25 protein-coding genes are annotated in these 24,308 nt (G+C 46.2%); 6 read left to right on the top strand and 19 right to left on the bottom strand.

Features of this window, described 5'->3' with window-relative positions; translation table 11 throughout:
• The first annotated feature begins 232 nt into the window (after positions 1-232).
• Entirely contained in the window at positions 233-481 is a 249-nt protein-coding gene (locus I5M27_RS16130) for a hypothetical protein (protein WP_200507359.1), read from the top strand.
• Positions 482-1,140: 659 nt separating this feature from the next.
• On the opposite strand, the gene rodA is transcribed toward I5M27_RS16130, so the two are convergent.
• From rodA to I5M27_RS16055, 15 genes are all read right to left on the bottom strand, one after another.
• Positions 1,141-2,412, bottom strand: coding sequence for a rod shape-determining protein RodA (rodA, locus tag I5M27_RS16125; RefSeq protein WP_394369093.1), 1,272 nt, complete (start codon positions 2,410-2,412; stop codon positions 1,141-1,143).
• Positions 2,413-2,417: 5 nt separating this feature from the next.
• Entirely contained in the window at positions 2,418-4,253 is a 1,836-nt protein-coding gene (gene mrdA / locus I5M27_RS16120) for a penicillin-binding protein 2 (RefSeq protein ID WP_200507357.1), read from the bottom strand.
• Positions 4,250-4,771, bottom strand: coding sequence for a hypothetical protein (locus I5M27_RS16115; protein ID WP_200507356.1), 522 nt, complete (start codon positions 4,769-4,771; stop codon positions 4,250-4,252). Before I5M27_RS16115 ends, mrdA begins: the two co-directional genes overlap by 4 nt.
• Complete coding sequence (mreC, locus tag I5M27_RS16110) at positions 4,764-5,642, bottom strand: rod shape-determining protein MreC (RefSeq protein WP_200507355.1); 879 nt, start codon at positions 5,640-5,642, stop codon at positions 4,764-4,766. The genes I5M27_RS16115 and mreC overlap by 8 nt, the downstream gene beginning before the upstream one ends.
• Before the next feature lie 10 nt (positions 5,643-5,652).
• Positions 5,653-6,678, bottom strand: coding sequence for a rod shape-determining protein (locus I5M27_RS16105; protein WP_200507354.1), 1,026 nt, complete (start codon positions 6,676-6,678; stop codon positions 5,653-5,655).
• A 381-nt stretch (positions 6,679-7,059) separates the two neighbouring features.
• On the bottom strand, positions 7,060-8,592 hold the full coding sequence (purH, locus tag I5M27_RS16100; protein ID WP_200507353.1) for a bifunctional phosphoribosylaminoimidazolecarboxamide formyltransferase/IMP cyclohydrolase: 1,533 nt from the start codon (positions 8,590-8,592) through the stop codon (positions 7,060-7,062).
• Positions 8,593-8,864: 272 nt separating this feature from the next.
• Positions 8,865-9,443 (bottom strand): phosphoribosylglycinamide formyltransferase, encoded by a 579-nt coding sequence (purN, locus tag I5M27_RS16095; protein WP_200507352.1) that lies wholly within the window; start codon positions 9,441-9,443, stop codon positions 8,865-8,867.
• Positions 9,444-9,676: 233 nt separating this feature from the next.
• Positions 9,677-10,807, bottom strand: coding sequence for a BamA/TamA family outer membrane protein (locus I5M27_RS16090; RefSeq protein ID WP_200507351.1), 1,131 nt, complete (start codon positions 10,805-10,807; stop codon positions 9,677-9,679).
• A gap of 236 nt (positions 10,808-11,043) precedes the next feature.
• On the bottom strand, positions 11,044-11,892 hold the full coding sequence (locus I5M27_RS16085) for a geranylgeranylglycerol-phosphate geranylgeranyltransferase (protein WP_200507350.1): 849 nt from the start codon (positions 11,890-11,892) through the stop codon (positions 11,044-11,046).
• 181 nt (positions 11,893-12,073) lie between these two features.
• Positions 12,074-12,268 carry a cold-shock protein gene (locus I5M27_RS16080; RefSeq protein ID WP_200507349.1) on the bottom strand — a complete coding sequence of 65 codons (195 nt, stop codon included), beginning with the start codon at positions 12,266-12,268 and terminating at the stop codon, positions 12,074-12,076.
• A gap of 171 nt (positions 12,269-12,439) precedes the next feature.
• Positions 12,440-12,937, bottom strand: a complete 498-nt coding sequence (locus I5M27_RS16075) for a KdsC family phosphatase (RefSeq protein ID WP_200507348.1) — start codon at positions 12,935-12,937, stop codon at positions 12,440-12,442.
• On the bottom strand, positions 12,934-13,458 hold the full coding sequence (locus I5M27_RS16070) for a DUF1648 domain-containing protein (protein WP_200507347.1): 525 nt from the start codon (positions 13,456-13,458) through the stop codon (positions 12,934-12,936). The genes I5M27_RS16075 and I5M27_RS16070 overlap by 4 nt, the downstream gene beginning before the upstream one ends.
• 31 nt (positions 13,459-13,489) lie before the next feature.
• Entirely contained in the window at positions 13,490-13,732 is a 243-nt protein-coding gene (gene iscX, locus I5M27_RS16065; protein ID WP_200507346.1) for a Fe-S cluster assembly protein IscX, read from the bottom strand.
• A gap of 104 nt (positions 13,733-13,836) precedes the next feature.
• Positions 13,837-14,166, bottom strand: coding sequence for a 2Fe-2S iron-sulfur cluster-binding protein (locus I5M27_RS16060; protein WP_200507345.1), 330 nt, complete (start codon positions 14,164-14,166; stop codon positions 13,837-13,839).
• A gap of 108 nt (positions 14,167-14,274) precedes the next feature.
• Positions 14,275-15,060, bottom strand: a complete 786-nt coding sequence (locus I5M27_RS16055) for a Rossmann-like and DUF2520 domain-containing protein (protein WP_200507344.1) — start codon at positions 15,058-15,060, stop codon at positions 14,275-14,277.
• A 147-nt stretch (positions 15,061-15,207) separates the two neighbouring features.
• On the opposite strand from I5M27_RS16055, the gene I5M27_RS16050 reads away from it, so the two are divergent.
• The 5 genes from I5M27_RS16050 to I5M27_RS16030 all read left to right on the top strand — a co-directional run bounded on the left by I5M27_RS16050 (position 15,208) and on the right by I5M27_RS16030 (position 19,959).
• Positions 15,208-15,855, top strand: coding sequence for a T9SS type A sorting domain-containing protein (locus tag I5M27_RS16050; RefSeq protein WP_200507343.1), 648 nt, complete (start codon positions 15,208-15,210; stop codon positions 15,853-15,855).
• Positions 15,856-16,063: 208 nt separating this feature from the next.
• Positions 16,064-16,519: a cold-shock protein gene (locus I5M27_RS16045; protein ID WP_200507342.1), complete on the top strand. Its 456-nt coding sequence runs from the start codon at positions 16,064-16,066 to the stop codon at positions 16,517-16,519.
• A 146-nt stretch (positions 16,520-16,665) separates the two neighbouring features.
• Positions 16,666-18,267: a MutS-related protein gene (locus tag I5M27_RS16040; protein WP_200507341.1), complete on the top strand. Its 1,602-nt coding sequence runs from the start codon at positions 16,666-16,668 to the stop codon at positions 18,265-18,267.
• Positions 18,268-18,306: 39 nt separating this feature from the next.
• The gene (locus I5M27_RS16035) at positions 18,307-19,131 is read left to right on the top strand and encodes an alpha/beta hydrolase (RefSeq protein WP_200507340.1); all 825 of its coding nucleotides are present in this window, start codon (positions 18,307-18,309) and stop codon (positions 19,129-19,131) included.
• A gap of 183 nt (positions 19,132-19,314) precedes the next feature.
• Positions 19,315-19,959, top strand: coding sequence for a T9SS type A sorting domain-containing protein (locus I5M27_RS16030; RefSeq protein WP_200507339.1), 645 nt, complete (start codon positions 19,315-19,317; stop codon positions 19,957-19,959).
• Positions 19,960-20,031: 72 nt separating this feature from the next.
• Here I5M27_RS16030 and ccsA (I5M27_RS16025) read toward each other — a convergent pair whose 3' ends face one another.
• The 4 genes from ccsA (I5M27_RS16025) to ccsA (I5M27_RS16010) all read right to left on the bottom strand — a co-directional run bounded on the left by ccsA (I5M27_RS16025) (position 20,032) and on the right by ccsA (I5M27_RS16010) (position 24,253).
• Positions 20,032-22,638: a cytochrome c biogenesis protein CcsA gene (gene ccsA / locus I5M27_RS16025; RefSeq protein WP_200507338.1), complete on the bottom strand. Its 2,607-nt coding sequence runs from the start codon at positions 22,636-22,638 to the stop codon at positions 20,032-20,034.
• Between the two features lie 103 nt (positions 22,639-22,741).
• A complete protein-coding gene (locus tag I5M27_RS16020) occupies positions 22,742-23,182 on the bottom strand; it encodes a cytochrome c maturation protein CcmE domain-containing protein (protein ID WP_200507337.1) in 441 nt (146 codons plus the stop codon).
• 188 nt (positions 23,183-23,370) lie between these two features.
• Entirely contained in the window at positions 23,371-23,604 is a 234-nt protein-coding gene (locus I5M27_RS16015; protein ID WP_200507336.1) for a CcmD family protein, read from the bottom strand.
• Positions 23,591-24,253: a cytochrome c biogenesis protein CcsA gene (gene ccsA / locus I5M27_RS16010; RefSeq protein WP_200507335.1), complete on the bottom strand. Its 663-nt coding sequence runs from the start codon at positions 24,251-24,253 to the stop codon at positions 23,591-23,593. Before ccsA (I5M27_RS16010) ends, I5M27_RS16015 begins: the two co-directional genes overlap by 14 nt.
• Positions 24,254-24,308 lie beyond the last annotated feature (55 nt).

Genomic DNA, 24,308 nt, shown 5'->3' with positions numbered 1-24,308 from the left:
CGCTATGCTTTTAAGCTAAAAAACCCGGCTCAGTTCCAGAGCCGGGTTTTCTTTTGCCCTGAAATGTATATAATACAAACGCTATCTTTTTAAGGCACCAAAGTCTTATCGCTAAAGTACAAAGCTAATGCGCCGTTGCCATCGTAAATTACAAGATACAAGGCTGCTGCATTTACCATTCATAATCAGCAGCTTATAATCTATCTTTTAACTAAACGAAAGGAGCTATAAAATGAAACGCTGGATAATTTACGTGTTAATTATTGTAGTTAACGCCGCCGGTATTACCGCCTCTGCCCATGTTTCCGACCGCGATCGCGACCGCGACGGAAACTCCAAAAATGCGACTACCCTGAAAATGAAGCCCCGCAAGCTAAGTAAACAAACCGCCAAACTCCGCCAAAGCCGCGAAAAAGATCGCAAAAAACACATGGCTTACATCAAAAAATCGAATCAGCAGCGGAATAAACAAAAGCGATAACTGCCAGATTTAAGACAAATGGTTTTCTAAAGCAGGAAACCATTTTTTTTGATCAGGATTTAACAAACAAGATTTCACGCCTATCGCCAGCGCAGCGTCTCCCGAAAATCACGTATTGAAGGAAACTAAACTAAAAAGAAAGCGAGCTACGAAGGGAACTGACACCAGTTTCTGTGAGAGCGGCCTCCAAGACTTCCGGTGCCGAGGAACGAGGCAGCCCGCAAGGGCAGGAAGGGTTGCAGCCGCGAACGCAGAAACGAAGCCACCCGGCTTGAGGGAGAGAGCTTAATTGAAAGTTGAAAGGAATTAATTAAGAACTAAAGCAAGCTATAAAAACGGTACCCTTTTAGGCATAAAAACTCAATAGCAAGCTTTCTACCAATCGGATAAGATCTCTCCTGACGTCGGGATGACAAAGAAAAGTGAGAAGCTTAAAAACTAATAAAACTTATTCCTTTAATTTCCGCAACAACCTCCCTACCACCACCATTCTCCGGCCATCGGCAAACATTACCAGCATACTCCCATTCTTTCCCCGAATGCATTTTCCATCCGGCCTGCGTATAGCGCTACACTTCGCTTTTCGCAAAGCTGGGTCGGTTTGGCGGTCGCCGAGGTAGTAATATTCAAAAACGGTAGGCAAAACGGGCAAAAAAGTATTAACGGGTCAGATCCTGTTTCCGGTTCGCGTCTAAAGCCAGCAATATGAACAGCAAGGTAGTAAACGACCATAACGAAGAACCGCCGTAGCTGAAAAACGGCAGCGGAATACCCACCACCGGCGCCAGGCCAATGGTCATACCAATGTTTACCAGGAAGTGGAAGAAGATAATGGAAGCCACGCAATAGCCATACGTTCTACCAAAAACCGATTTCTGGCGCTCGGCAATTTTTACGATCCGGGTAAGCAAGAGCACAAACAAACCGATCACAATTACGCTCCCTACCCAGCCATGCTCCTCGCCGATGGTACAGAAAATAAAGTCGGTGCTTTGCTCCGGCACAAAATCGAATTTAGTTTGCGTGCCTTCCAGGAAACCTTTGCCCATAAAGCCGCCCGAACCAATGGCAATTTTACTTTGCGTTACGTTCCAGCCGAATCCTCGCGGGTCTGCTTCCGGACTGATCAGCGCTTTGATCCGGTTTTGCTGGTGCTCCTGCAACACATTATTCACAAAAAAATCTACGCTGAAGATCATGCCAATGGACGCACCATAGATCATTAAAATCAAGGGCCATTTCCGCATCAATATCCGCTGATTCGCCCAAAGCCATAAACCTAGGCCCACCGTAATTACAATTACCAGGTAAAGTTTCGGGAATAGCAGCGTGGAAATAAACAAAGCCACCGCCACCGTGCCCACGATCAGGATCAGCGGCGACATGCCTTCGCGGAAATAAGCCAGCAGAAAAGCCCCGAAAACCAGCGCCGAGCCCGTTTCGTTTTGCAGCAAAATAATGAAAGGCGGAAGCAACGTTAAAGCAACCAGTTTGGCATGATCCTGCCAGTTTTGCTGCCGTAAATTCACGCTGCTCAGAAACTTGGAAACCGCCAGCGCCGTGGCAAACTTGGCAAACTCGGCAGGTTGCAAACGAACCGCCCCCAGCTCCAGCCACGACCGCGAACCTTTGATCGGGTTAGCCAGAATGAGCGTAGCCAGCAACAGCAGGATCATGGCCCCATAAATAATGTAGGCCAGCGAATCGTAAGCTTTGTAATCTATTACCAGCACTACAATAATGAGAATTACCGACGTACCGATCCAGGCCAGCTGTTTTCCGGAGTTAATATCCCAGCTAAAAATATTGATCACGTTATCGGGGCTGTAAACCGCCGCATACACGTTAAGCCAGCCTAAGCCAACCATTAAAAAATAAATGAACACCGTTGGCCAGTCAAGGCTCTGCCGGAGTTTTGACGATCGAATCAGAGCCATTAGCGTTTCTTTTTAGGTTTGAATTTTCCGGCCAGTACCCATTCTTCCCAACGCTTGCGCGGTGCCGAAATCGTATCGGTCAGGTATTTTTCGATCATCAGACCAGCCAGCGGCGCCGAAGAAATTGCCCCGAAACCGGCGTTCTCGATGTAAACTGCAATGGCAATTTTGGGGTTCTCACGCGGCGCGAAAGCCACAAAAACTGCGTGGTCGTCGCCGTGCGGGTTTTCTGAAGTTCCGGTTTTTCCCAGCACCGTAATGCCCACATGCGCCAGTTTGGCAAAGCTACCCGTACCCCGGGCCACCACATCTTCCATCCCATCTATCACGGGTTCAAAGTGTTTCTGATCTACCGAAGTATAATGTTTCTTAGAGTATTTAGCCAGCGGCTTGCCGTTTTCCCCTACCGAACGAATGATATGCGGCGTATAATAAAAACCCCGGTTTGCCATAATGGCCATTAAATTAGCCATTTGCAAAGGCGTAGTTCCCAGCTCACCCTGCCCGATGCTCACCGAATAGAAGTTCGAGAATTTCCAGCGGTTTTCGCCGTAGTATTTATTGTAGAGTTTAGTAGAAGCTATAATGCCTTTTTTCTCATTCGGAAGATCGATGCCCAGCTTATCGCCAAAACCAAACGATAAAACCTGTTCCCGCCAGTGGTCCAGGCCAATGCGGCTGTCCACAAAAATATTACGCGATTTGCCCTGGTTAATTTCGTTCCGGAAAACCTGGTAGAAATAAGGGTTGCAGGAGTGCTTAATGGCAATTCTTAAATTGGTTGGCGCTTCGTGCCCGTGCGAACATTTTATCAGGTTCTGATTACACGGGAAACCGGTATTGGGCGTAATGATCCCGTCCTGCATGGCAATTAAGGCCTGCACCAGTTTAAAGATCGAGCCCGGTGGATAGGTAGCCATGATGGGCCGGTTGAAAAGCGTTTTTAAGGAATCGCGTTGCAGTTTGGTGTAGTTTCTTCCAAATTCTTTACCCGTAAGCAAGCTTGGATCGTAGCCGGGCGCCGATACGTAAGCCAGGATTTCGCCGGTAGCCGGTTCAATAGCTACTACCGAACCAATTTTGCCTTTCATCAGCTTCTCACCGTACTGCTGCAGTTCCAGGTCTATGGTGCTCACCAGGTTTTCGCCTGCTACCGAAAGCGTATCGTATTCGCCGTCGCGGAATGGGCCTTTGTCGATGCCGCGCACGTTCACCATTTTATACTTCACGCCGCGCTTGCCCATCAGGTATTTTTCATACTCCGATTCTATACCGCTGATGCCTAAGTAATCGCCGGGCAAATAACCCGCATATTCGGGCTTCTCCAGCTTGGCCGGACTAATTTCCCCGATATAACCCAATGCGTGCGCCAGACTCTGGTGCGTATAACCCCGCACGGTACGCGCATTAATGAAAAACCCCGGAAAGTCGGTGAGATATTCCTGAATAGCTGCAAACTCCTGGGTAGAAAGGCGGGTTAAAAACGGCGACGGTTTAACCCAGGAATAGGCCTTGGCCGCTTTTATTTTCTCCCGGAATTCATCGACCGGGATATTGAAAACCTTGCAGAAATGTAACGTATCGGGATTCTTTGCCTCTTTCGGTACGATCATCAGGTCGTAAACCGGCATGTTTTGCACCAGCAGCCGGCCATCGCGGTCGTAGATCAGCCCCCGGAATGGGTACTGGATATTTTTCTGAATAGCATTGTTTTCGGCAGCAAGCTTATACTTATTGTCGATTACCTGAATGTAAAAAAGCTTCAGGGCATAAATAGTGGCCACAATAATAAAAATGGCCTGGATAACGTATTTCCGGTCTTCTAAGTACTTCATCGGGCCACGCGGCGCGCAGAGAAAAATAACAATTGCACAATCACCACCACCGTAAACGTATACAACGTACTAACCAGTACTTTTAAGAGCGTAAACCCTACCACTTTCAGGCCGCCCAGTTCTAAGAAAAAGAGCAGCAAATGGTGCAGGAAGATCAGAACGAGCGTATAAGTTACAAACCACCCCCATCCCATCAGTCTCACATTTACCGAGTCGTTGGCGTCGTATTCGTCTCGTGGGGTTAAAAAGCGCAGCACAAAAGGCCGCACATACGCTAATAACACACAAGCCCCCGCATGAATTCCCGCCGTATCGTAAAAAGTATCTACGGTTATGCCGGTGGTAAAACCCATGAGTAGTAAAATGACCGGCGGCAGCTGAATGGGCAGAAATAGCAAAAACGCTATGTAAATATAGCAGAAACCCGTATCGAAGAGCACCAGGTACTTTACCAGAAACACCTGAAGGGCAATAAAAATAAAAAACTGCACCAGATGGCTTAGCCCCAGCTTATTCATCTTCTTCTCCTTTCTTGAGCAGCGGTAATTCCAGCGAGTCGCGTTCGGCCTGGTCCAGATTCTTCACCACGTACACAAAACCTAGCTTGGTAAAATCTACCGCCAGCCTAACTTTAATGGTAAAGAAACTTTTATCGGCTTCTTTTTTAACCGAAAGCACTTTCCCGATCATGATGCCCTCCGGAAACAACGCGTTGTAACCCGAAGAAACCACCGTATCGCCTTTAAATACTTTCACGTGCAGTGGAATATAATTTAAAGTAGCTGTATGCGCATCATCGCCGCTTTCCCATTTCACGGTGCCAAACGTACCGTCGCGGGTAAGCTTGCCGGAAATTAAGGTTTGCGAATGCAGCAGCGAAGTTACCGTAGCATAATTGGCAGAAACCGCTTTTACGCGCCCGGCTACGCCTTCCGGTGCCACCACGCCCATGCCCGGCTGAACGCCCTGCAAACTGCCAATGTTCAGCGTAAAGTAGTTATTGGTGCGTCTTACCGAATTGTTGATCACCTTCGCCCCGGTAAAGGTGAATGGTACCGGTAACGGACGGTTCAACGTATCGCGCAGCGTCATCACACTATCGATGCGGGTCAGCAGGGTATCGCCGGCAATTTTGCGTTCGCGGAAAAGCGCTTCTTTCAAATGCGCGTTTTCCTTCACCAAAGATTCGTTTACCGTAATTAAGCGGAAATAATCGGTTACGTTGCTTTGCATTTCCAGCACTTTGCCTACGTAGGTATTCGCTGAATTATAAAAAGCCGCGTTCTGGTACGAATTATTCTGCACCAACAAATAAATACTCGCAGCCTCAAGGATCAGAAATACCAGAAAAGCCCGGAACCGGTATATAAACTGGATTAAATTCCGCATTTAAAGCCGCTTAGTTCAGCAGTACGCTTCTGAAACCTTCGATATTCTTAATGGCCGTACCCGTACCACGCACCACCGCGCGCAACGGATCTTCCGCAATGTGGATCGGCAGTTTGGTTTTGGCGGAAAGGCGCTTATCGAAACCGCGCAGCAAGGCACCGCCACCTGTCAGGTGAATACCGTTGTCGTAAATATCAGCCGAAAGTTCCGGTGGGGCAATTTCCAGGGCTTTCAGTACGGCTTCTTCGATCTTAGAAACCGATTTATCCAAAGCAATGGCGATTTCCTGGTAGGTAACTTTTATCACTTTCGGAATACCGGTCATTAAGTCACGCCCGCGGATCTCGTAGTCGGCCGGAGGATTTTCGAGGTCGGTAATAGCTGCACCAACTTCAATTTTAATTTTTTCGGCCGAACGCTCGCCGATCAATAAATTGTGCTGGCGGCGCATGTGGTCCAGAATATCTTTGTTGAACACATCGCCGGCTACGCGGATCGACTGATCGCAAACAATGCCCGATAAGGCAATTACCGCAATTTCCGTCGTTCCGCCCCCGATATCCACGATCATGGAACCAATGGGTTGTTCCACGTCAATACCGATACCAATCGCGGCGGCCATCGGCTCCTGGATCATCCAGACCTCTTTGGCGCCGGCGTGTTCGGCAGAGTCACGAACCGCGCGTTTTTCCACTTCGGTAATGCCGCTCGGAATGCAAACCACCATGCGGTGCGAAGGCTGAAACAAACGGCTGCCGGTATCAATCATCTTGATCATGCCGCGGATCATGTGTTCGGCGGCGTGGAAATCGGCAATTACCCCATCTTTCAGCGGACGGATGGTTTTAATGTTATCGTGCGTTTTTTCGTGCATCTGCATGGCCTGACGGCCGATGGCGAGCACTTTATTGGTGGTGCGGTCTACGGCAATGATCGATGGCTCGTCGACAACAATTTTATCGTTATGAATGATCAGGGTATTGGCCGTACCCAAATCAATGGCTATATCGCTGGTAAGAAAACTAAATAATCCCATTTAATGTGGTTTTTAAAAGTGGCTGCTCCGGCATAGAACCGATTCTCCGCACTTATCCGAACGCGAAATTAAACAAATTAAAGGAAATATCGCAGGGCTAATTTAAACCCAACTCACACCATCTTTTGTTAACGGCATCCGAAACAACCGGAAGCTTCAGCCAAAGCGGAAACGGGGCCAACAAATTTAATGCCGCGAACGAAATATTACTATAATTTATTCATTTCCTGAAAGATACAACTAATAAAACGGTATGCCTAGCAACTAAAAAAGTAAAGAACGGCCTTCGACTTTTTCCGGCCAAAACCATAGCGTTTTAAAACAAAAAACCTCACCGATCTTCAAGACCGGTGAGGTTTAAATAAAACAATTCCTGTTATCTTAATGTTTGAAGTGGCGAACGCCGGTCATGACCATGGCCATGTTGTGAGCGTTGCAGTAATCGATAGAATCCTGGTCTTTAATAGAACCGCCCGGCTGCACTACCGCTACGATTCCGGCCTGATCCGCAATTTCCACGCAATCCGGAAAGGGGAAGAAGGCATCGGAAGCCATTACCGCGCCGTTCAGATCGAAGCCGAAGCTTTTGGCTTTTTCAATGGCCTGGCGCAGGGCATCTACGCGGGAAGTCTGACCCACGCCGCTGGCCAACAGCTGATTTTCTTTCGCCAGTACAATGGTGTTCGATTTGGTGTGCTTACAAACTTTTGCGGCGAAAACCAAGGCGCGTTTCTCAGCATCCGTTGCCTGGCGTTCGGTTACCGGTTTGAAATCGGCTTCGGTTTCGGTTTTCAGGTCTTTATCCTGCTCAATTACGCCGTTCAGCAAGGTTTTGAATTGTTTCTTGGAAAGCTCAACCTCATTCTGTTTCAATAGAATTCTGTTCTTTTTGCTTTTCAAAACTTCCAGCGCATCAGCCGCAAATTCCGGCGCGATCAGCACTTCGAAGAAAAGCTTGTTCAGTTCTTCCGCCGTTTCTAAGTCAATAGCTTTGTTGGAGATGATCACGCCCCCAAAAGCCGAAACCGGGTCGCACGAAAGCGCATTCAGGTAAGCTTGTTTTGGTGAATCAGCTACCGCTACGCCGCAGGCATTGGTGTGTTTCAGGATCGCGAAAGCCGGTTTATCGGTAAATTCAGCCATAATAGCTACGGCGGCATCTACGTCCACGAGGTTGTTGTAGGATAATTGTTTGCCGTTCAGTTGCTCAAAAAGGGCTTCCAGATCGCCGAAGAACGTAGCGCTTTGGTGCGGGTTTTCGCCGTAACGCAACGGGGTAGCTTGCTTGATGCTTTGTTTGAAGGCCGGTTCGTTGGCAGCCGCGCCGTTCAGGTAGTTAAAAATGTGGGTATCGTAGTGCGAAGAAGTATTGAAGGCCTGAGCCGCAAATTTTTTCCGGTCTTCCAGGCTGGTTTCGCCGTTTTGTTTTTCCAGAATTCCTAGCAATTCGGAATACTGGTCTTTGGAAGAAAGAATCACCACGTCGTTAAAATTCTTGGCTGCCGCGCGGATCAGGGAAATACCGCCGATGTCAATTTTTTCGATGATATCCTGTTCAGCAGCGTCGGAAGCTACGGTTTCCTCGAACGGATACAGGTCTACAATCACCAGATCAAACGTTGGAATTTCGTATTTAGAAACTTCGCCTTTATCGGAATCATTATCGCGACGGTGCAAGATGCCGCCGAACACTTTCGGGTGCAGGGTTTTTACGCGACCACCAAAAATAGCCGGATAATCGGTCAGGTCTTCTACGGCCGTTACGCTGGCGCCTTGTTCTTCCAGGAACGTTTGGGTGCCGCCGGTAGAATAGAATTGCACGCCCTGCGCTTTCAGAAACTGAATAAGTGGCTCGAGTTTGTCTTTGTAATAAACCGAAACCAGCGCGGACTTAATTTTAACAGGATGATTCATTTTATTAATGGGCTAATTTAATGTGCTATTTATAAATTGTGTAAATGAGCGAATATGGAAATCAGAAAATTAATCTGCTCTTCCGGAGGTTTTCATCCGAAAGCCATCTGCCGGGGATTTATCAATCCCCCAGATCTGTAATTCCAAACCCGCGGGCAATAGACCGGCTACAGAAAAGTTCCGGATTTAAAAATCATGATCAGCGATCTCTATTCAAATTCTATAAAACAAAAATGGCCGAAGGTTTTTCAACCATTCAGCCATTCAACAATTTAACCATTCAAAAGTCTTTCAATAGTGGGTGCAAAATGCTTGTGTTCCAGTTCCAGAACCCGCGCCGCCACTTCTTCTGCCGAATCTCCTGGTTTTACAGCACAGCGTTCCTGCAAAATGGCCTCGCCTTCGTCGAAATGCTCATTTACGTAGTGGATCGTAATGCCTGATTCAGCTTCCTGCGCGGCCACCACCGCGGCGTGCACATGATGACCGTACATGCCTTTGCCCCCATATTTTGGCAGCAAAGCCGGGTGAATATTAATGATCTTGTTATGAAATTCCTTTACGAAACCTTCGGGCATGAGCCACAGAAAACCGGCCAGCACAATTAATTGCGGATCGAAGCTTTTTACTTTTTCCAGCACCGTTCCGTCTTTAAATTCCGCGCGGGTGAAGGTAAACGCCGGCACGCCAAAATTTTCAGCACGTTTTAAAGCGTATGCTTCAGGATTGTTGGAAAAAAGAGCTGCTACGCGGATGTTCGGATGATTTTCGAAGTATTCTAAAATGCGCTGGGCATTGCTTCCGGAGCCGGAGGCGAAAATGACAATGTTTTTTACTTGCGTGTCTGCCATAGGATGAAAAGACAAGCACAAATATAGCGGTTTTGTATGGAACCGGTACTTTTTCTGTAAAAAACGCTATGGTTTTAAAGCAAAAAAGTCTGAACAGGATTTTTAGGATTGAAACGATAAACAGGATTTTTGTCTGAATCCAGATTTCAGGATTGACAGATTTTTCAGGATCCAATAATGGACATGATTTTCAAAAAGATCTATGGAATCACTGAATCCGTTGAATCCGCGATTCAGAACGTTTCGCCGATGGCAAAATACAAACCACTCATGCCGCCTGCAAACGCCTGGTAACTACCTTTTATGGCATAATCGATCCGGATATTTACTTTATCGGTAGTATTCAGCATAAAACGGTAACCGATGCCGTAGCCGAATTTGCTGTTTTCCAGCTCAAAATCCTGCAGCTTCTCACCTACTTCGCCGAGACCGGCAAACAAAACCGCGCCGTGCCGCTTGGCGAAATGCAGGCGGTATTCGGCCTGGGTTTGGAGCAGTTGCTTATCGCGGTAACGGCCTTCGTAAAAACCGCGCAGGTTACGGTGGCCGCCAAAATAAGCCAGTTCGCGATAAGGTACATCGCCGGTCTCGAAAATCCCTTTGGCCTGCACGGCAAAAACCTGGTTAGCAGACAGCGGGTAATATTTGCGCACATCTACCGTATGCCGGGTAAAATTAAACGCACTGCCCAGACTTTTCCCGTTCAGAAAGCTACCGATCTCTACATAACTTCCCTGGTATGCATTTATGGAATTATCGCGGCTGTCGAACAGAAAAGCAGGACCTAAACCAACGGCGGTGTAGCCGTTCAGCTCGTCTGCCGGGCGTTCATCGAGCAAGCCTTCTTCGGCATTGAATTCGGCTTTGCCTACGTTTATAACCTGAAACTGGCCACCTAGGAAAACGTTCTTTTTTAATTGTTTCAGCACCCGGTTTTGCGTGAGCAGGAGCTTATAGGAGATCAGGCTTTTATCGGCTTCGGAATTGCGGTTGCCGGTGCCGTAGTAAAAAATAGGCGCATCGAAATAATTGGTTTCGCCCAGAATGGCAAAGCGCTCGCGGTTGGTGTAAATGGTGTAGGAAAGCTGCGCGGAAGTTTGTTTTTTAGTGGTGTAATAAACCAATAATTGCCCCGTAGAGCTGCGGGTAAGCGAATCGTTTCCGAAATTATAAACCGGAACCACCAAAGCCCCGAAACCAAACCCAGTTTCAGGCGAAGAAAACAAGGCCGGAAATGGAGTTAAACTAAGTTTCCTTTTGGGCTTGATGGTTTGAATTGAATCTTCGGCAGCAGCCCGGCTTTCCAGCCCGAAACAACAACTCAAAAACAATACAAGCAAAGCAGTTTTCAGGGTAAAAAGCATAGCGTTTCAGTTGAAAGATCAGGAATGAAAAATAAATTTACCCACCGGCTCTCTTTCCCGGCAGCCTTCTGAAAGGTAATGGTTTTTACGCGGGTTGCGAAATAATTGCAGTGAAACCCAAAAACTTCAAAGGTCTTTAATTATCACATACAAAAACCTTATTTCCAGACACTTACAACACATAAAACCCAATTACTGCAGTCTGAAAAATGCAAAATTAAAACCGGGCATCTGTTCTAAAACCGGAAGAAAAGCATGGAAATAGTACCGGCCAGCATCATGAATTTGCAAAGCAGGCTAAGGCGGGCAAAATGGCGTTTACGGTCCGAACGTCGCAGTTGCACTCCGATCATCAGGCCGGGGGCTAACACCGCCAAACCCAGGTACACGCCAAAAAAGGTATCGTTTTGCCGGTAAAAACTCGCAGCTAAAACCAGGGTGTAAAACAAGATCAGCAACGCGTATAAAACAATCCTGGTTTGCTGAATGCCGGCTACAATGGGCAAGGTGCGGCAGCCGTGCACGGCATCGCCTTTCATATCTTCCAGGTCTTTAATTATTTCCCGGATCAGGGTGCTTACGAAGGCAAAGGCTGCATACGCCCACACGCCCAGGTTATCTTCCCGGGCCAGCACTGCAACCACTAAAACCATGCTGGCCGCCAGAAAAGCAATGGTAATGTTGCCGGAAAGCGGCCGTTTTTTCAGATCGGCAGAATACCCCCAGAGCAATAAAACGGCGCCCAGATTTACCAAGCCTACTTTTAAAGAAAGTAAAAAGCCGATAACCACCCCAACCGCCGACAAAGCCAGATGCCCGAACATGGCTTTCCGGCGGCTAAGTTCGCGGCCCACAATAATCTTATCGGGCTTGTTAATGGTATCTATCTTAATATCATAATAATCATTAATAACATAGCCGGCAGCACCAATAAAAGCGGTAGAGAGCGTTAAAAGCCAGAATTTAAAATGTAGCGCTTCCAGAAGCGGCAGATCCGGAAACAGCAAACAAGCCTGCACCAGGCTCTGACTCAGCACCATAATGAGCAGGTTGGGAAAGCGGATGAGCGAAAGCAGGTTGCGCAATCTGGAACTATTGAATTTTAGAATGATTGAATTTTGGAATTCGTAATCTCACTTCAAACGATGGAAGTTTTAACCGCAATTCCGATAGCAAACCTACAAAAAAGCTGCGGGTTTAAAATACAAAAAGCCACTCTTTAGAGCGGCTTCCTGCAGTAGTGATGATGATTATATTCTGGGGCAATTAAACGCGCTTCACGTTAATTGCATTGATGCCTTTTTTACCTTCCTGCGTTTCGAACTCAACTTTATCGTTTTGCTGAATCTGGGCACCGTTTAAGCCCGTTACATGCACGAAGAAATCTTCTTTGGTGTTGTCGTCTGTAATGAAGCCGTAACCTTTTGACTCATTAAAGAATTTTACTGTTCCTGTTTTCATAAAAAATAAACTTAAAAAAAAATGAATGATGAATAAAAAAAAGTGAATGATGAATTGTTATGATTGTAAATTTATAGACTTTTTCTAAAAATGCAACAATTCCCTCTTTTAATTACGCATTATTTTAGGTAAACAGTAAAATATTCCGGGTAACCTGTTCGTTTTAGCAGGTTACCATTCCTGGTGCTGCTTCATAACCAGTTCAATTATTTCCCGGACAGCCCCTTTTCCGCCCCCAGCATTTGTTACATAGTCAGAAATAGCCAGAATATCGGTGGCGGCATCGGCGGGGCAAACGGCAATGCCGCAGTGCTGCATTACTTCCAGGTCCGGCATATCGTCGCCCATGTAGATCACATTATCCGGGTCCACTTCCTGCATATAGAGGTAATTTTCGAAAACGTCGAGCTTGTTATCTATTCCCAGAAAAATATCTTCCACGTCTAAAGATTCCAGCCGGCGGCGCACACCCACTTCGTTGCGGCCGGAAATAATAGCCACTTTGTAGCCGCGTTTCAGGGCATGTTTTATGGCGTAGCCGTCTTTAATATTAAAAGCGCGTACCTGTTCGCCATCGGCAAAGGCCAGCATGGTGCCATCGGTCAGCACGCCGTCCACATCGAAAACAAAGGTGGTAATGGCGCTGAAATCGGGAAGATATTTACTCATTTTCGGGTTAAATTATTTTCGCTCCGGCGCGCCAGGTAAATAAGAATTGCAACCGGCAAAAGCATTACCAATATTAAGATTGTAATTACGGCCGGATTGCTTTGGCTCACAAGCTGGTCTTGCCCCGCAGATCTAACCGTAACCGTTAAAACGGCTGCGCCCAGCACGATCATAAAAAGCCGCAGGTAGCGCATAAGCCTTACCCCCATTTTGTAATTACGGGCGGGATTTTGGGGCGTAATTTCTTCTAAATAATTAAAAGTATGCGGATAGCGGCCCAGCAAACCAAGCCCGGCAACCAAAACCGAAGTAAAAACCGGAATTAACCAGATATTGGTTTTGGTACCCAGATAGTCAGCTTTACCTAATGCATTAAAATGGAGCGGAATGGTATCGGGTAATTGGGCGAAAGCAAAAAAAACCGCAACCCAGATAGCCGCCAAACCACACCAGCAAAATGCTTCGAGCACTTTATCGGAGGTGGTTAACGGGATCTTAAGTTTTGGCCTTGCTTTTTCCATTACAGAAATTCAATTCCCGGAGAAAATCAACTTACTGGTTATCGCGCCATTCGTACACCCAGGCCGATTGAATCTGCTCCAGGTGGCCTTCGTTGGCTTGTTCGCGGGTTCCGGCAAAATTCGGCAAACTTAAAACCCACTCCAGCAGATCGGTAAAGCGGATGCGGTAAATCTTCGATTCGGTAAAATCATCGCCGAATTTTTCGTAAAGTCCCTGCGCTATATCTTCGTAATCGTTCCAGTGAATGGGCGGTTCGAAATTCTTATTTTCCATCTAGTTGAATTGTTTAATGGTTTAATGGCTAAATGGTTGGTTCAGATAAATTCCGGGAAAACTGATAAACAATTTAACCATTAAACCATTCAGCAATTTAAATTTTAGTGTCCCAGGAAATCCTGATCCGGAATGGTTACTACCACGTCTTCGTTGCCCTGGATCACGCACTGGCAGGCCAGACGGGAATTGAGGCGCGGATCGATGGCCCGGTCAATAAAATCTTCTTCTTTATCGGAAATTTCCGGAAGATCGTCCATGCCGGCTTCTACGTAAATGTGGCAGGTACTGCAACCGCACACGCCGCCGCAATTGTGTTGCAATTGTATATTATTATCGAGGGCTACATCCAGCACCGATTCGCCTTGCACGCCGGTGAGCGTCTGGTCGGGTTGGCCGTCGGAAAATTTAAACGTAATATTTACTGCTTTCATTTCACAAGCTATAATGCAGGTGCAAAGGTAGGCAACAAGTGGCCCTAATCAAAACGGGTTTTGGCGGGCAGTTTTCCGGGCCAAAACCCTACCGTTTCCACGTGAAAATCAACTCTTTTGCTGAATACTGCGCGTAAGCAGTTCGTAGATCTGCTGGTAAGTGGGGTTGGTTTGCAGGAATTGCAGTTGCGTTTGAATGGTATTTTCGTCATGGCGGATGGCGGGACCGGTTTGCACCGAGAACGGATTCTGGCTGAAAGCTTTCTGCACGGTTTGTTCTACCAGCGGCTGCAGCATTTCGAAACGGAGGTGATTTTGCTGCAGAATTTCCGCGCTAATTCCGAATAAATGGTTGGTGAAATTACAGGCAAAAACCGCCGCCAGATGCAGGATTTTCCTTTCTTCCGAATTCACTTTGTAAACCTGTTCACTTAAGCTTCCGGCAGTTTTTTGCAGCAAAAGCATAGCGTTTTCATCGGTGGTTTCGAGGCAGAAAGGAATATTACGGAAACTTACCGGCGTATTTTTGCTGAAGGTTTGCAAAGGATAAAAAACCGCACCGCGAATATTTTTATAAGGTTCGAAAACCATTAAAGGCAAAGTGCCGGAAGTATGCGCCACTAAACTATTTTCCGGAAAAACGGCCGCTTGCAGCAATTCCGGCAAAGCCGAATCTTTTACGGCCATGATATACAGGTCGGCGGACGTTTGTGAGAAATCGGGCTGATCAGTGGCCTGCGCCGCTTTCAGGTTTTGGGCTAAAGCTTCGGCGTTTGCTAAGGTGCGGCTGTACACGTAAACAATTTCGTGACCGGCTTTTTCCAAAGCCGGCGCTAAATGCCAGGCTACGTTTCCGGCACCCAGCAGCGCAATTTTATAAGCCGGTTTTTCCATGCGGAAAGATAGCGTTTTTTAAAGAAGGATTTTTTGATGCAGTTTTTCAGATTAAGTTAAACAATGTTTTAAACAACAGATAGCTTTTCAAATTTTTTAGATGATATTTACCAAAAGATTTTCCGATCATTCTGCATATTATATTTTATGAGAAAAGCGCTACTGTTTTTTTTATTGCTCGTTATATTAAGTCCGAAGGCCGGTTTTGGTCAGGAGATTCTTTCCTTAAGAATTCAAAACAGCAATCCTGGTGTAAACAACGATCTGGAAGTTATTGCTTTCGTGGAGCTCAGATCTTCTCCATCAGCGCGCATTGGCTATTCATCAAGTTTCACCAACGATACGCTTTACCTCCATGCATGTTACTTCTCTGGTCGGCTTCTAGGATATAGCTATATTAGGGATACGCTTCAGGTTGGCTCTTTGCCTTCTACAGTACGCGGTTTACATTTCAAAACGTACAGATCAATTAATCAAAATGTCTGCGATTCTACAATTACTGATAAAAAAATTACAGCATTTGTAGTTAGTTCGCCTTTAGGGACTAAAAATGTTTCAAAGATTGCAGCACCAACCTTTTACCCCAACCCGGTAAATGATTTTATTCTGGTTGAAAGCAGTCCGTTAAAACAAATAACCCTGCGCGAGCTTACGGGCAAACTTATCCGGACAGAATTTTTCCAGGGAGAAACGGCGGTTACGCTGGATCTTCAGCATCTTCCCCAAGGAATTTACCTGCTGGAAACCACTTCCCGCCAAGGCGAGCTTTCCCGTCAGCGGCTGCTTAAAAAATAAATTTCCGGGCTGGCGCGATGCGTAAACTCCGGGTTTTGGCCGGTTAAATCTGGTAAAACGTCGGTTCGCCATTTTTATTTAGCTTCAGGCAAATAATTGTAGCAATAATGTCGTAAAAAAATCTTAAATTTATATAGCATTACCCGGAACAGAACGTAAGACAAGAAATCGGCACGTAGCCGGAACCGGATAATGAACACGATATTATATGGGCAGATCGCAGGAAACATTTAACAAAAAAGAGCAAGAGAAAAAGCGGGCTAAGAAAAAGCAGGATAAAGAGGCTAAGAAAGAAGAACGCAAAGCCAACTCCGATAAAGGCAAAAGCCTGGACGACATGATGGCGTACCTGGACGAAGATGGCAACATTGTGTCTACGCCGCCAGATCCGACGAAGAAAAAGAAAGAGATCAAGCAGGAAGATATCCGCATCAGCGTTTCGAAGCAGGAAGATATGGAGCCGGTAGATGTGATCCGGAAAGGAACGGTTACGTTCTTTAACGATTCCAAGGGCTACGGCTTTATTAAAGACCACGAAACCCAGGAAAGCATTTTTGTGCACGTAAACGCCTTAACTTCTCCTATTAAAGAGCACGATAAGGTTACCTTTGAGGTGGAAATGGGCCAGAAAGGACCTACTGCCGTACGCGTGAAACTGGTTTAAACCAACCGCTTTTTAAAGATAATTCAGGTGTAGCATTTTTTGTTACACCTTTTTTTGTTTTATTTTACCTGAACGCAGCTAAGCTCACGATTTTTCTTCCGGCGCAGTTACCCGGCGTTTTTTTCTGAAATTTTATTGCAAGCTCCATGTTCGGATCGAAAGAAAAAGCTCTTTTCCTTAAAAACTGCCACCTGCCCAAAACAGATTCTTTCAACTTCGGTAAAATAGCGCGTTACTTTTCAAAAAGTACTCCTGAAAACGCCACCCAGGTTATTTCCGATAAAACCTACCACGACCTGGACCTGGATGAAGTGTTTATGATGCTGGACCGCACGGTTTCCAAAGTAGGCCAGCAGTATTTGTACAATGCTTTCCGCACCATTCCGGCTAACGAAAACCGAAGCAAAAAAACGGAAGCGCTGATAAACATTTTTAAGCAGGATGCGGCGCTGAAACAAACGGTTTTAAACGAGCTTTACCGCCTGCGCAAACCCGAAGCCTATTACATTGCCTCCTTGTTTCAGGAAAAGCACCTTCAGAAACCTAAGTGGTTCTGGCTGGTTCCGGTGCTCTCGGCGTTGAGTTTTCTTTCGGTTTTGCTTACCGTTTTTTATCCGCCATTCATTGTGCTGCTGCTGGTTTTGCTGGCCGGCAATTTCATTATTCATTACTGGAATAAGAATAATCTTTTTCAATATACCGCTTCCATTCCGCAACTGCTGACCTTACAACAGGTTACCAAAAAGCTTCTGAAAACCAATGCATTCAACAAAACCGATAAACTTCAGGATGCGGTTTTGTGCATAGATAAGCTTGGTAAACACATGCGCTTTTTCGCTTTAGAGTCTAAAATGGAGGGAGATTTCAGTCAGTTGGGGGAAGCCGTGCTTGAAATAATAAAAGCGCTTTTCCTCTTCGAGCCGATCCTGTTGTTCCACGTGCTGAAGAAGCTGGAAAAGCACCGCCCGCAATTAGAGGAGCTTTTTACTTTTGTAGGCGAAATCGATACCGTTTTAACCATCGATGCTTTCCGCAGCAGCCTGCCCTATTCCTGTTATCCGGAATTTTTTGATGGGCCGGAAAAACACTTGCAAGCCGCCGAAATTTACCACCCCTTAATTCCCGGCGCGGTGGCCAATTCTATTCACCTGGAAAACCGTTCGGCTTTGCTTACCGGTTCCAACATGTCGGGCAAAACCACTTTTATTCGTACCATAGGCATTAATACAATTCTGGGCCAGACGCTGAATTTTTGCTGTGCCCGGAGCTTTTGCCTGCCGCGCCTGCACGTTCATTCGGCCATCCGGATCTCGGACGATCTTTTAAGCGAGAAAAGCTACTATTTTGAAGAGGTTGCTTCTATTAAACAGATGCTCAACGCCAGCCGGCAGCCACATCCGAATTTATTCATGCTCGACGAACTGTTTAAAGGCACCAATACTACCGAACGCATTGCGGCCGGCAAAGCCGTGCTCCGTTACCTGAACCAAAAAAGCAACCTTGTTTTTATTGCCACCCACGATCTTGAACTCACCGATTACCTGCAGGAAGGCTATAACCTCTATCATTTCAGCGAAACGGTAGAAAACGGCGGCATTCATTTCGACTATAAACTTAAAACCGGCAACCTGAAAACCACCAACGCCATCCGGATCCTGGAACTGAATAACTATCCGGCCGAGGTGATTGCGGAAGCAAAAATGCTATCGGAAGCGAGGCAAAAAGTGCAGGCCGGTAAAGTATATTAAATATTCACAGTAATTTGCAGGCAATCTTAAAAACTTCCGATGAAAAGAAATGCCATCATCCTGATCCTTCTGTTTTTCACAAATTTCATACTCCGGGCGCAGCATTTGCCGGAGATCAGTAAAAAGGCAGGATTTACCATTGGGGAAACCCTTACGTTCCGGTCGCCGATCCTGAATGAAGACCGGGAAATAAACGTGTATTTACCGGAAGGCTATGCTGCAAATGGTCCTGAAAAATATCCGGTTATCTATTTACTGGATGGCTCCCGCGATGAAGATTTCATTCACGTGGCCGGGCTCGTACAATTCGGCTCTTTTCCCTGGATCCAGATGCTCCCGCCAACCATTGTGGTGGGCATAAGCAACGTAAACCGCAAACGGGATTATACCTTTCCTACTACCGTGGTAAAAGACAAAGCCGACTTCCCGACCACCGGTAGCTCTGAAAAGTTCATCCGGTTTTTAGAACAGGAATTACAACCTTTCGTCAACCGGCAGTATCTTACTAACAATAGCAAAACCATTATCGGCCAGTCATTAGGCGGCTTGCTGGCCACCGAGATATTATTTAAAAGGCCCGACCTATTCGATCAATACATTATTGTAAGCCCCAGCCTTTGGTGGGACAACGAATCGCTGCTAAAAGTGAAGCCGCATCCGCAAGCCACCCGGAAAGCCATTTATATTGCCGTGGGTAAAGAAGGGGAAGTAATGGAAAGAACGGCCAAAGAACTTTACGAAAAACTAAAACCGCAGCACAAAGCCCCGTTGCACTACACCTTCCTGGCCGAACAGGATCACGGCGACGCCTTGCACCTGGGTGTTTATAAAGCATTCGAACAATTATTCAGAACAAAGAAGTAACCAGGCATCATACCGCAGTTTTCCGGTTTAAACCCTGGCGTTTTCAGGGCAAGCATTGCATTATTAAATACTGACAATTCTATCTGAAAGCTGCATTTTAATTTTTCAAAACAACAGGCAACCCTTCCGCTTTTTCCTGCGACCTCTATTTAGTTTATTTCCCTTTTAAACGAAAACTGCAGTATGAAAAAGGCCTTACTCTTGTTGCTTTTATCCGGTTTGCTGAGCCCGGCAACCAGTTTTGCAATGCAAATCGATACCGTTTTTGTTAGGCAAAGCAGCCAAGGCGGAAATAATATGGAAGTTATTACGCATATCATTGCGCATTATCAGCCTTCGTTCAGAATTAATTATACATCTGCTTTTATAAACGACATCCTCTTTATCAGTGCCTGTTATTATGAAGGCCCGGCTTCGATGATGGGCCACGTTCGGGATACTTTACAGGTAGGCTTTATACCGCCCGGAAACTACACCCTGCACTATAAAGCGATCTTATCATCCGATCAAAACCAGTGCATTCAGGTTTACACCGATATTATGACTGCAACCTTTGTGGTAAGTGAATTCCTGGGAGTAAAACCAAATCCCAAAAATCCGGAACTTACATTTCACCCAAATCCGGTAAAGAATATACTTCAAATTTCAGGAAATGCAGTTACGCAATTAAACCTTTACGACCTGCGCGGGAAGCTGATAAAACGCTATGATTTTAGTGCTCAAAACTCAACTGAAATTTCGGTAGCCGATCTGCCCAAAGGGCTTTACTTTGCTGATCTGATTTCCCGGGATGGAGTAATATCCAGAAAACGGCTGGTGAAAAACTGAGGAGCATAACTGCAAACAAAAAAGCCGTACCGAATTTCTTCGGTACGGCTTTTTTAATTTCAGATCAGAATTTTACGCGACAATCTTCTTGCGTTGCTTCGCCATTACTTTCGGACGGTCGTTACCATCAGAAGAATCTGCTTTGCTTTCTTTATTGCGGCGAACAATGGCCATGATAAAGCCGCCCGTCATTACGAAAACGCCGATCCACATAATGCTGATGAACGGTTTTTCCATGGCTTTCATAATGATGTAGTCTTTCTGGGTAGTTTCCACGCCAAAGCTGAATTTGTTCATTACCGGGTCGATGTTGTTGAACGTGATCCGGATGCCCAGGTCTTCTACTTCATCCGGAATACGGCCCATCAGTTTGTCTTTGATCACAAAAACCGGGTGAATGTGGTATTCCTTATTTTCCCCGAAAACTTTCATATCAGCTTGTACGGCTACGTCGCCTTCGGCTAAATTCAGATCGATACCCTGCACCGCGGTGGTTTTTTCCAGTCCGTAAAGCACGGCCACGTAATCGTTAATAAAGATCGTGTCTTTAATCCCGATAAGGTGTTCTTTAACTTCGCTCCATTCTTTTTCTTCGTCGGGCTGCGGAATAGAGGAAACGTGGGTGTAAAGGTCGCGGTTGGCAAACATTTTAATATCCGGAGAAGCCAGCAAGCCCATTTCTTCGTTTACCTGTGCACGCGGCCAGAGCGTAAACGTTTCGCCGTCCTTCTTATATTCAACTTCGTAATACGTATTCTCCGGAATTATTTCCAGCGTATCGCCGGTTTTAAAATACGTTTTCCCGTTTTGCTTTATATCAGCCCGCGCCAAAGCTTTGTAAGGATCTACCAACGGGAAAAGGATCTGCTTGTTCACATATTCCGGCACACCTTTTACTTCCATGAACTGGCCTTTATAAGTAACCTTATAGCCATTCATTTCGGTAGTCTGGTTGCGCCATAAAAGCACGTTGTCGCGGTTCATTTCATCTGGAAATTCGCGGGAATAAAGCAAACCCGACATGTTTTCGGAAACCACTTTGGAATAGCCCGCCGAGTACAGAATACCGAAAAGGATCATGGCCATACCAATGTGCGCAATGGCGCCGCCGGAAAGCGCGATCTTTTTCTGCATGAGCGTGAACATCATGCTCAGGTTCGAGAAAATGGCAAACAAGGAAGTCAGCAACAGAATTACGTACATCCATTCCTTGGTAATGTCTACGGCCGGCATCCAGCCAATTTTACCCAGTAACAGGAATAAAGCGCTGAACAGGAAGGTAAGAATGAGGGGAATGGCTAAGGCGTTGGAAATATTCTCTTTTTCGTTTTTGCGGTACCACATGATCTGGGCATAACCCGAAAGCGCTGCAATAGCCACACCCACCCAAAGCTGGAACTTGGTATAATGCCCGATCTGATCGGCTGGTAAAGCAGCGTTGGTTTTCAGGCCGATAAAACCCATAAACGAGTTGTAAACCGGAATGGAAGTAGTAGCTAAAACCTGGAAAGCACCCAGGCACAATACGGCTGCGCCAATGAAAACCCAAAGTTCGGCGCTATACGTGGTCAGTTCTTTCTGCGTAGCCGGAATCTTTTTCCAGCGCCACACCATCATCCCGATTGCCAGGATAAAGAACGCCGCCATGTAAGTAAACAGCTGTCCGGACAAGCCTAAGTCAGTGAAAGAGTGTACCGAAGCATTGCCTAAAATACCGCTACGGGTAAGGAAAGTAGCATAAAGCACCAGCAAAAACGACACAATTACCAACAGATACGTGGTACGTAAAGCTGATTTGCTGCGCTTGTAAATAACCATGGTATGCACCGCCGCGATCAACGTCAGCCACGGAATGTACACCGCATTTTCTACCGGGTCCCAGTTCCAGTAACCACCAAAGTTCAGGGTTTCGTAAGCCCAGTAAGCACCCATAATAATACCTACGCCCATGATCATGGCCGCAAAGGAGGTCCATGGGAAAGCCGGTTTCAGCCAGGCGGTGTATTCGCCTTTCCAGAGGCCGGCAATGGCAAACGCAAACGGTACCAAAGCAGCCGCAAAACCCAGGAACAAGGTTGGCGGGTGAATTACCATCCAGTAGTTCTGCAATAAAGGGTTCAGGCCGTTGCCATCTTTGGGAATAAAGTTCGGATCGAGTTTAAAAACCGGCGCATCGGGCATGAAATCGCGGAGCAGAATAAACGGCGATGAACCAATTTTCAGGTCGCCGATCACCACGCCCAGGATCATGGACGTTAAAAACAACTGCACGAACGCGAAAACGGCCATGGTTGGCGCTTCCCATTTGCGGTTAAATTTTATCAGCATCAGGCCCAGAATGGTGTGCCAGAAGATCCAGAGCAGGAAACTTCCCTCCTGGCCTTCCCAGAAACACGAGATCATGTAGTGGGTTGGCAAATGGTTGGAAGAGTGGCTCCAGGCGTAATGGTATTCGTAGCGGTGGCTGTAAATGATTTCGAATAAGCTGCCGATGATGCCTAAAACCGCAATTACGTGCACAATAAAAGCGCCGCGGCCCATCAGTTTCCAATCGAGCTTATCCTGCCCGAGCGGCTGCTTGTAAGACGCCATAAAATAAGCCAGCGCCGATACGATTGCGGCCACAAACGCCAGGATTACGCTTAAATGCCCCAGATCGCCGATAAATGTATTGATCATTACTTTTTAATTAATAATTAAGAATTAATAATTAGAAATTGAAAATCAGGAATTAACAGGCTTTAAAAACACTATTAATTATTAATTATCAATTATTAATTATTTAAAGGCTTGCCGTTTTTGGTTTTCCTTCGCCGGCTTTAATTTCGTTTTCGGTGTATTTGGAAGGGCATTTCAGAAGGATTTTATCGGCAATGAAGACGTCGTTTTTCATGTTACCGGTAATTACTACCTGTTCGGAACGCTCAAAATCCTGCGGTTTGGGGTTAAAATAAACCACGCGCTGTTCCAGTTTATTGGTATCGGAAAGAATGAAGCTGAAGTAATTCGGGTCTTTCAACGGGTCGTATTGCATACCCAGAATGTGGCCCTGTTCGTCTTTTTTCAGGCGACCTACCACGTGCACTTTTTTATTATTTCCATCTTCCGCTAATTCAATAGCTTCGGAAAAAGAAACGTAAGTACTGGCATCGCCGGCGGTAGTCATGATAATACCAATGGCCAAGGCAATGATAATGATCCCGATTATGTGCGTCTTTTTCATATTGGTTTACACTTATTCGTGCTTTCGCTCAGAACACCCGAAACAGGCATTTAATTCAGCTACGGCACTTTTTTACTCTTATTTATTCCTGAGATAAAAGATAAAGGAGAAAAGATGAAGGACTTTTTAGAACGTTTATCATACCGTTTTATTAATCTTAAATCTTATGTCCAGTGTCTTATGTCTTATTAAGCTTTCAATTCTTTTTCCAACCGGCTAAGTTTGCGATCCAGCATGAACAGGAAAACCAGGATGCCAGCTAAAATAACAGTTAACACGGCTACTACCACGTAAATTTTACCGTCGGCGCGAAGCTGATCGGCCATTTCAATTTCGGCCAGATTCTGGGCAAAAGCCGGAATGCTGAGCAGAAGCCAGAAAAAGGCTAATAAACTGGCAGCGTATTTTTTAAGCATTTTCATAAAAGCGGAATTTAAGATTTTCGAGGCGCACGCGCAGGTTTAAGATCCAGATACCCAGCCCGATCCAGCCTAAAACAGCCGGATAAAAGATCAGGCGCATGTTGCTGTCCAGGTCGTAAGCGCCAAAGCCAGGGTTGCCGCCGTTGCCGGGATGCAAAGAATCGGTAAGGCGCGGCAGAATGAATAATAAAGGCACCAAAGTTACGAAGGCAAAAATGTTATAAACAGCGCTGATGCGGGCTCTTTGTTGTTGTTCGGCAAAGGAACTACGCAGCACCAGGTAGGCAAAATAAATGAGCATGCCGATGGCCGCACCGTTCAGTTTCGGGTCGTTCACCCACCAGGCGCCCCAGGTAAAACGCGCCCAAACCATGCCGGTAAGCAAGCCTAAAATGCCGTACAGAATGCCTACGTTGGCGGCCTCTTTGGCAATAATATCGTTGCGCAGCGTTGGGTTGTTCAGGTATTTAATAGAATAAACCACCGAAACCGCCAGAATAGCCAGCATGCCAAACCACATCGGCACGTGAAAATACAGGTTACGGATGCTTTCGTTCAGGATCGCCAGGCGGGGAACTTCGCCCAGGAACCCCATGGTAACCGAATAAAGCAGCAGCGCCACCGTTACAAATTTCCACCAGTTTTTCATTTTCGTATTTTCGATTTTCCGATGTTCGAATGTTCGTATTTTTGAGATTTGAATC

Origin of the sequence: Adhaeribacter terrigena, assembly GCF_016623615.1 — a bacterium.
GTDB lineage: Bacteria > Bacteroidota > Bacteroidia > Cytophagales > Hymenobacteraceae > Adhaeribacter_A > Adhaeribacter_A terrigena.
Note: the sequence above shows the minus strand (reverse complement) of the source record. Positions and strands in the feature narration are given on the sequence as shown.

Excerpts from the sequence above, each read along its gene's own strand:
- I5M27_RS16040 (WP_200507341.1), top strand. The coding sequence starts at position 16,666 with ATGTTCGGATCGAAAGAAAAAGCTCTTTTCCTTAAAAACTGCCACCTG.
- I5M27_RS16050 (WP_200507343.1), top strand. The coding sequence starts at position 15,208 with ATGAGAAAAGCGCTACTGTTTTTTTTATTGCTCGTTATATTAAGTCCG.
- I5M27_RS16090 (WP_200507351.1), bottom strand. The coding sequence starts at position 10,807 with ATGCTTTTTACCCTGAAAACTGCTTTGCTTGTATTGTTTTTGAGTTGT.
- I5M27_RS16115 (WP_200507356.1), bottom strand. The coding sequence starts at position 4,771 with ATGAATAAGCTGGGGCTAAGCCATCTGGTGCAGTTTTTTATTTTTATT.
- I5M27_RS16080 (WP_200507349.1), bottom strand. The coding sequence starts at position 12,268 with ATGAAAACAGGAACAGTAAAATTCTTTAATGAGTCAAAAGGTTACGGC.
- mrdA (WP_200507357.1), bottom strand. The coding sequence starts at position 4,253 with ATGAAGTACTTAGAAGACCGGAAATACGTTATCCAGGCCATTTTTATT.
- I5M27_RS16015 (WP_200507336.1), bottom strand. The coding sequence starts at position 23,604 with ATGAAAATGCTTAAAAAATACGCTGCCAGTTTATTAGCCTTTTTCTGG.
- I5M27_RS16035 (WP_200507340.1), top strand. The coding sequence starts at position 18,307 with ATGAAAAGAAATGCCATCATCCTGATCCTTCTGTTTTTCACAAATTTC.
- mreC (WP_200507355.1), bottom strand. The coding sequence starts at position 5,642 with ATGCGGAATTTAATCCAGTTTATATACCGGTTCCGGGCTTTTCTGGTA.
- I5M27_RS16030 (WP_200507339.1), top strand. The coding sequence starts at position 19,315 with ATGAAAAAGGCCTTACTCTTGTTGCTTTTATCCGGTTTGCTGAGCCCG.
- I5M27_RS16075 (WP_200507348.1), bottom strand. The coding sequence starts at position 12,937 with ATGAGTAAATATCTTCCCGATTTCAGCGCCATTACCACCTTTGTTTTC.
- I5M27_RS16055 (WP_200507344.1), bottom strand. The coding sequence starts at position 15,060 with ATGGAAAAACCGGCTTATAAAATTGCGCTGCTGGGTGCCGGAAACGTA.
- I5M27_RS16060 (WP_200507345.1), bottom strand. The coding sequence starts at position 14,166 with ATGAAAGCAGTAAATATTACGTTTAAATTTTCCGACGGCCAACCCGAC.
- I5M27_RS16105 (WP_200507354.1), bottom strand. The coding sequence starts at position 6,678 with ATGGGATTATTTAGTTTTCTTACCAGCGATATAGCCATTGATTTGGGT.
- ccsA (WP_200507338.1), bottom strand. The coding sequence starts at position 22,638 with ATGATCAATACATTTATCGGCGATCTGGGGCATTTAAGCGTAATCCTG.
- I5M27_RS16130 (WP_200507359.1), top strand. The coding sequence starts at position 233 with ATGAAACGCTGGATAATTTACGTGTTAATTATTGTAGTTAACGCCGCC.
- ccsA (WP_200507335.1), bottom strand. The coding sequence starts at position 24,253 with ATGAAAAACTGGTGGAAATTTGTAACGGTGGCGCTGCTGCTTTATTCG.
- purN (WP_200507352.1), bottom strand. The coding sequence starts at position 9,443 with ATGGCAGACACGCAAGTAAAAAACATTGTCATTTTCGCCTCCGGCTCC.
- iscX (WP_200507346.1), bottom strand. The coding sequence starts at position 13,732 with ATGGAAAATAAGAATTTCGAACCGCCCATTCACTGGAACGATTACGAA.
- I5M27_RS16070 (WP_200507347.1), bottom strand. The coding sequence starts at position 13,458 with ATGGAAAAAGCAAGGCCAAAACTTAAGATCCCGTTAACCACCTCCGAT.
- I5M27_RS16020 (WP_200507337.1), bottom strand. The coding sequence starts at position 23,182 with ATGAAAAAGACGCACATAATCGGGATCATTATCATTGCCTTGGCCATT.
- purH (WP_200507353.1), bottom strand. The coding sequence starts at position 8,592 with ATGAATCATCCTGTTAAAATTAAGTCCGCGCTGGTTTCGGTTTATTAC.
- I5M27_RS16045 (WP_200507342.1), top strand. The coding sequence starts at position 16,064 with ATGGGCAGATCGCAGGAAACATTTAACAAAAAAGAGCAAGAGAAAAAG.